This is a genomic window from Romboutsia sp. 13368 (genome assembly GCF_018336475.1).
Lineage (GTDB): Bacteria > Bacillota > Clostridia > Peptostreptococcales > Peptostreptococcaceae > Romboutsia.
On sequence record NZ_CP048741.1, the window covers coordinates 1,654,731 to 1,660,727 of the forward strand.

6 protein-coding genes are annotated in these 5,997 nt (G+C 30.7%); all 6 read right to left on the reverse strand.

Annotation, left to right across the window (positions count from 1 at the left end; all coding sequences use genetic code 11):
* Positions 1-63 precede the first annotated feature (63 nt).
* Positions 64-642, reverse strand: coding sequence for a 3D domain-containing protein (locus G3997_RS06645; RefSeq protein WP_296644681.1), 579 nt, complete (start codon positions 640-642; stop codon positions 64-66).
* Between the two features lie 588 nt (positions 643-1,230).
* Positions 1,231-2,124, reverse strand: coding sequence for a ribose ABC transporter substrate-binding protein RbsB (rbsB, locus tag G3997_RS06650; RefSeq protein WP_296644683.1), 894 nt, complete (start codon positions 2,122-2,124; stop codon positions 1,231-1,233).
* 11 nt (positions 2,125-2,135) lie between these two features.
* Positions 2,136-3,110, reverse strand: a complete 975-nt coding sequence (rbsC, locus tag G3997_RS06655) for a ribose ABC transporter permease (RefSeq protein ID WP_296644686.1) — start codon at positions 3,108-3,110, stop codon at positions 2,136-2,138.
* 1 nt (position 3,111) lies between these two features.
* The gene (gene rbsA / locus G3997_RS06660) at positions 3,112-4,605 is read right to left on the reverse strand and encodes a ribose ABC transporter ATP-binding protein RbsA (RefSeq protein ID WP_330616114.1); all 1,494 of its coding nucleotides are present in this window, start codon (positions 4,603-4,605) and stop codon (positions 3,112-3,114) included.
* Entirely contained in the window at positions 4,605-5,000 is a 396-nt protein-coding gene (gene rbsD / locus G3997_RS06665; RefSeq protein ID WP_296644688.1) for a D-ribose pyranase, read from the reverse strand. Before rbsD ends, rbsA begins: the two co-directional genes overlap by 1 nt.
* A gap of 5 nt (positions 5,001-5,005) precedes the next feature.
* The gene (gene rbsK / locus G3997_RS06670; RefSeq protein WP_296644690.1) at positions 5,006-5,914 is read right to left on the reverse strand and encodes a ribokinase; all 909 of its coding nucleotides are present in this window, start codon (positions 5,912-5,914) and stop codon (positions 5,006-5,008) included.
* Positions 5,915-5,997 lie beyond the last annotated feature (83 nt).

A 5,997-nucleotide genomic window follows, 5' to 3' on the forward strand; every position in this document is an offset into this window, starting at 1 on the left:
TCTTTTAAGATAAGCTCCTATTTTAATTCTTTTTATTATGTAATTATATGCTATTTATAAATACTATCCTAGTATTTGTATTTCTATAGTTTTTCTTCCCCAGTTGTAGCATTCYTTTTTAGTATTCATAAATATATCTATTTTATTTCCTTTTATAGCACCACCAGTATTATTTGCTATAAAAGTTCTTCCAAACTGAGGTATGTAAACTTTAGTTCCATATGGTATAACTTTTGGGTCAACAGCTATAGTTCCCCACACAGGTTTTTGACCTGTTGAAGTTGTTGAGTATCCAGTGTAAGCCGAAGCTACTACACTCATTGTACGCACTACTTGACTATCGTTATTATCTACTGAAGAATTGTTAGAAGTAGATTGTCCAGTTTTCTTTATATACTGTTTACTTACCCATCCTTCTTTTCCATTTAAGTTTATCTTATACCATCCATTGCTTTCTTCTAATATTGTTACACTTTTATTTTTATATAAACTTCCTATTCTACTGTATTTAGTAGATGGTCCTTTTCTTACGTTTAACTTTGATGCTGTAACAACTCCAGTGCTGTCAGCAAATATGTTAGTTACTCCCATTGTAAACATTACTGTCAATACTAACAAAAATTTAAATAAATTTTTCCTCATAATAAAATTTTTCTCCTTTTAAATTTTTATAGTTATTAAATCTAGTAATTAATTTTCTATGTTTGTTACTATTTTGTAATCTTTATATTGTAAATAGTAGTACATCATAATTRATTTGTAAAGTTATTCCAGTAAATTTATTACAAATTAGTTACAGTAGGACAAGTTTAATATATAAAACTTATATTAATAATCATTTAAATTTCAATAGTTAGAGCTACTTTTTATTTTTTAATTTATACAAACTTAAAATTCGCTACGCTTGAGCGATGTATCAGCGAAACATTTCATATCGCCAACGATATATCCTCGTTACCACTTTGAGCAACGTGTTGGTGAAATATTTCGGATGTATCAGTTTCTAAAAATTAACGCTAAAAAAGTGCCTCATATTCATGAGACACTTTGAGTTACTTAGTTATTAATTTTAATTCAACTGGTNNNNCGATGTATCAGCGAAACATTTCATATCGCCAACGATATATCCTCGTTACCACTTTGAGCAACGTGTTGGTGAAATATTTCGGATGTATCCGTTTCTAAAAATTAACGCTAAAAAAGTGCCTCATATTCATGAGACACTTTGAGTTACTTAGTTATTAATTTTAATTCAACTGGTATATAACTATCTATAGTTTCACCACTTAATACCTTATGAACTGCATCAACTGCAGTTTCTCCTATTAGTAATGGTTGTTGCGCAACTGTTGCTGCCATTTTACCTTGTTTAACAGCTTCAACAGCATCATCTGTAGCATCAAATCCAACTATTAATACATCCTTCATATTTGCTGCTTCTAATGCTTTTTGTGCACCTAGTGCCATTTCATCATTTTGAGCAAATACTGCATCTATATTACCTTTAGATTGGATTATATTTTCCATTACTGTAAGACCTTTAGTTCTATCAAAGTCTGCACTTTGTTTAGCAACTACATTAAATTCGCTTCCTTTTATTCCGTCATTGAAGCCTTGACCTCTATCTCTAGTAGCTGAAGAACCTGCTATACCTTCTAAYTCTACTATGTTTCCTTTACCATTTAGCTTTTCTATTAAGTACTTAGCAGCCATATCTCCACCTGCTACGTTGTCAGATGCTATATGAGATACTACTTCACCACCATTTGCAACTCTATCTACTGTCATAACTGGTAAATCTGAGTTATTAGCTATCATTACTGATGCTATAGCTGAATCTGAGTCAACTGGGTTTAAAAGTACTATATCAACATCTTTAACTGTTAAGTCTTCCATGTTTGAAACTTCTTTAGCCGGGTCATTTTGAGAATCAAGTACTACTACTTCATATCCTAATTCCTTAGCTTTATTTTCTATTCCTGTTTTTAAATCTACGAAGAATGGATTATTTAGTGTTGAAACTATTAATCCTATTTTTTGTACTCCGTCATCTTGTTGTCTACATCCAACTAATAAGCTAGATGCTAAAATTGTAGTCATTATTATAGAAAGAAATTTTTTCATTTTATTTCCTCCTACTTGTTTTTTCTATCTAAAAGTACAGCTATTAATATAACTACACCTTTTACCATCATTTGATAGTAAGATGAYACGTCTAATAAGTTAAGTGCGTTACTTAATACACCCATTATTAAAGCACCTATTATAGTTTTGCTTATTTTACCTTTACCACCAGTTAAGCTAGTTCCTCCAAGTACAACTGCTGCTATTGCATCTAGTTCATAACTTTCACCAGCTGTTGGTTGAGCTGAGAATAATCTTGAAGTTATTATTATACCAGCAACTGCTGCTAATATACCACTTATTGTGTATACTGCTATTTTTATTTTGTCAGTATTTAGTCCTGATAATTTTGCTGCATCTTCATTTGATCCTACTGCATATGTATGTCTACCTATTGTAGTTTGGTTAAGTACATAACCACATATTAAGAATACTAAAATCATTATTATTGCTGGTGTTGGTATACCAAATATACTTCCTCCACCTATTTTTCCAAATGCTACTGCTAAATCTCCACTTCCAAGTGTTATTGGCTTACCATCTGTAAATACTAATGTTAAACCTCTAAGTACTGTCATTGTTGCAAGTGTTGCTATGAATGGTTGTAATTTTCCTTTTGCTATAACAAATCCGTTTAAGAATCCTACAACTCCACCTATTACTAAAGCTACTAATACTGCTATTACTATATTAGTACCTGATACTAACATACTTGCACAAACTGCACCACTTATAGCAAGTATTGATCCTACTGATAAGTCTATTCCACCTGTTAATATTACAAATGTCATACCAGCTGCTATTATAGCATTTACTGATGTTTGTCTTAAAACGTTAAATATATTTTTAGTAGTTAAAAATGATGGGCTTAGTACCGATACAACTGCTACTAATATTACTAACGCTATTAAACTTCTGTATTTATCTAAAATCTCTTTTTTGTCTATTGCTTTCTTTGTATTTTGTTTCATAGCTTGTGTTGTCATGCTATATTGCCTCCTTAGTTTCTACTGCGCATTTTAATATGGCTTCTTGGCTTGCGTCTTTTATGTCAAATTCTCCAGTAATTCTTCCTTGGCTAAGTACTAATATTCTATCACTTAATCCTAATATTTCTGGCATTTCAGAAGATATCATTATTACTGCTTTTCCTTGAGATTTGAATTCATTTATTAAATCATATATTTCTTTTTTAGCACCAACGTCAACCCCTCTAGTAGGTTCATCAAGTATTAATACCTCTGGGTGTATCATTAAAGCTTTTGCTATTGCAACCTTTTGTTGGTTACCACCACTTAAGTTTCTTATTAATTGCTCTTTACTTGGTGTTTTTATGTTTATTCTTTCTATGTAAGAGTCAACTCTTTCATTTTCATGTTTTTTATCTATTATTAATCCTTTACTTATTCTGTTTAATGATGATAAAGTCATGTTTTCTCTTACTGATAAATCAACTAATAATCCATCACCTTTTCTATCTTCACTAACATAAGCTATTCTGTTTAATAATCCATCTTGTGCACTTTTGTTGTTTATCTCTTTTCCGTTAAGTATTATCTTACCACTTTGCTTTTTTATATGACCGTATATAGTTTTTGCAAGTTCACTTCTACCAGCCCCCATAAGACCTGCTATACCAACAACTTCTCCAGCTCTAACTTCAAAGTTTATGTTATTTACATATTCATTGTTTAAGTCTTCAACCTTTAATATTGTTTTTCCAGGTTCTATTTCAACTCTTGGGAATTGGTCTGTAAGCTTTCTACCTACCATCATTTCTATCATTTTATCTTCATCTAAGTTAGCTAAATCTTCGCTACCTACGTATTTTCCATCTCTTAAAACAGTTATGTAATCACATACTTCAAATATTTCTTTTAATCTATGTGAAGTATATACTATAGCTTTACCTTCTGATTTTAATTCTTCTATAACTCTGAATAAACTTTGAGTTTCTGTTTCAGTAAGAGCATCTGTTGGCTCATCCATTATTATTATTTTTGCATCTAAAGATAAGGCTTTTGCTATTTCAACCATTTGTTGTTCACCTAAGCTTAGGTTTTCAACCAATTCTCTTGAGCTTCTATTTACGTTTAGTTTTTTAAGTAATTTATCTCCTTCTTCATGAAGTTTATTAAAGTCTACTCTAAAACCTTTTTTAAATTCACGACCTAAGAATATATTTTCTCCTATACTTAAATCCTTAAGTAAGTTTAACTCTTGATGTATTATTGCTATACCTTTTTTAGTAGCATCTTTAGGTCCTTTTATATCTTCTTCAACTCCGTTATAGAAGATTTGACCTCCATCTTTTTTGTATACTCCACTTAATATTTTCATAAGTGTAGATTTTCCAGCTCCATTTTCACCCATAAGAGCCATAACTTTACCTTCATAAAGTTCTAAATTAACTCCATCTAAAGCTTTAACGCCTGGAAACTCTTTTATTATATTTGTCATTTTTAGAATTGGTGTCTTCATTAAAATACAACTCCTGATTTTAATATTATATTTGCGTAAGGACTACATTCTCCAGTTCTTACTACTGCTTTGCTTTCCTTAGTTAAGTTCTTAAATTCTTCATGTGAAACTTTTGTTATCTTTATATTTTCAAACCTCTTTAATATTTCTTCATATACTGCCATATTTTTGTCTAACATTTCCTCGGCAATTACAACTTCTTCAACACATAGTTCTTCTAAAACTACATCTAATGTTTGTATAAATGTAGGAATATTGTGAGTTAAAGCTAAATCTATTCTTTTAACTTCATCTGGTATAGGAAGACCACAGTCACCTATAGTCAAACTATCAGTGTGTCCCATTTTAGATATTGTGTATGATAATTCGCTGTTTATCATTTTAGTCTTTTTCATTATGTCTACCCCCTAAAATTCTCTACATCCTCTAATGTTGGTAATGAACTTTGAGCTCCTTCTTTTAAAACTGAAAGTGCTCCTACTTTTGATGCAAAGTCCATAGCTTCTTCCATACCTTTATCTTGAGATAAAGCCACAGCTAATGCTCCTGTGTAGCTATCTCCTGCTGCAGTAGTATCTACAGCTTCTACTTTATATGCTTTTTTAAACATACTTCTTTCTTTATTTATATATAAACTTCCTTTAGAACCTAGTGTTACTATAAGTTCCTTTACACCTTTTTCTATCATTACTTGTGCAGCTTTTTGTATATCTTCTTCAGTTTCTATACTTACTCCACTTATTATTTCAAGTTCTGTTTCGTTAGGAGTTAATAAATCAACATTTTTTATTATTTCATCATCTAACTTAACAGCTGGTGCTGGATTTAATATTGTATACTTATTTARTTCTTTTGCTTTATTTAATGCATACTTTATAGTGTCAAGTGGTGTTTCAAGTTGAAGTACTACTATATCACTATTTTTTATACCTTCTATATTATTGTCTATATCATTTTCCTTAACTTCAAAGTTAGCCCCTGGTGAAACTACTATAGAATTTTGTGCATTCTTATCTACAGTTATAAGTGCTACCCCTGTTGCACATGGAGCAGTTTGTATATATGTAGTATCTACTTTATCATTTTTTAGTGAGTTTATTAAAGTTTGTCCAAATCCGTCTTCACCAACTTTACCTATCATAGATACATTTCCATTTAATCTTGCCATAGCAACTGCTTGATTAGCACCCTTTCCGCCCGGTACTTCTTTAAAGTTGCTTCCTATTATTGTTTGACCTGGCTTTGGCATTGCATCTACATTAACCACTAAATCCATGTTTAAGCTTCCTATAACACATATATTCTTCATAATAACCTCCAATTGTAAATGAAATCTGACTTTATATTTATCTAAATATTTCTAYTATCGTTCTTTATTCCACTAATTAAATA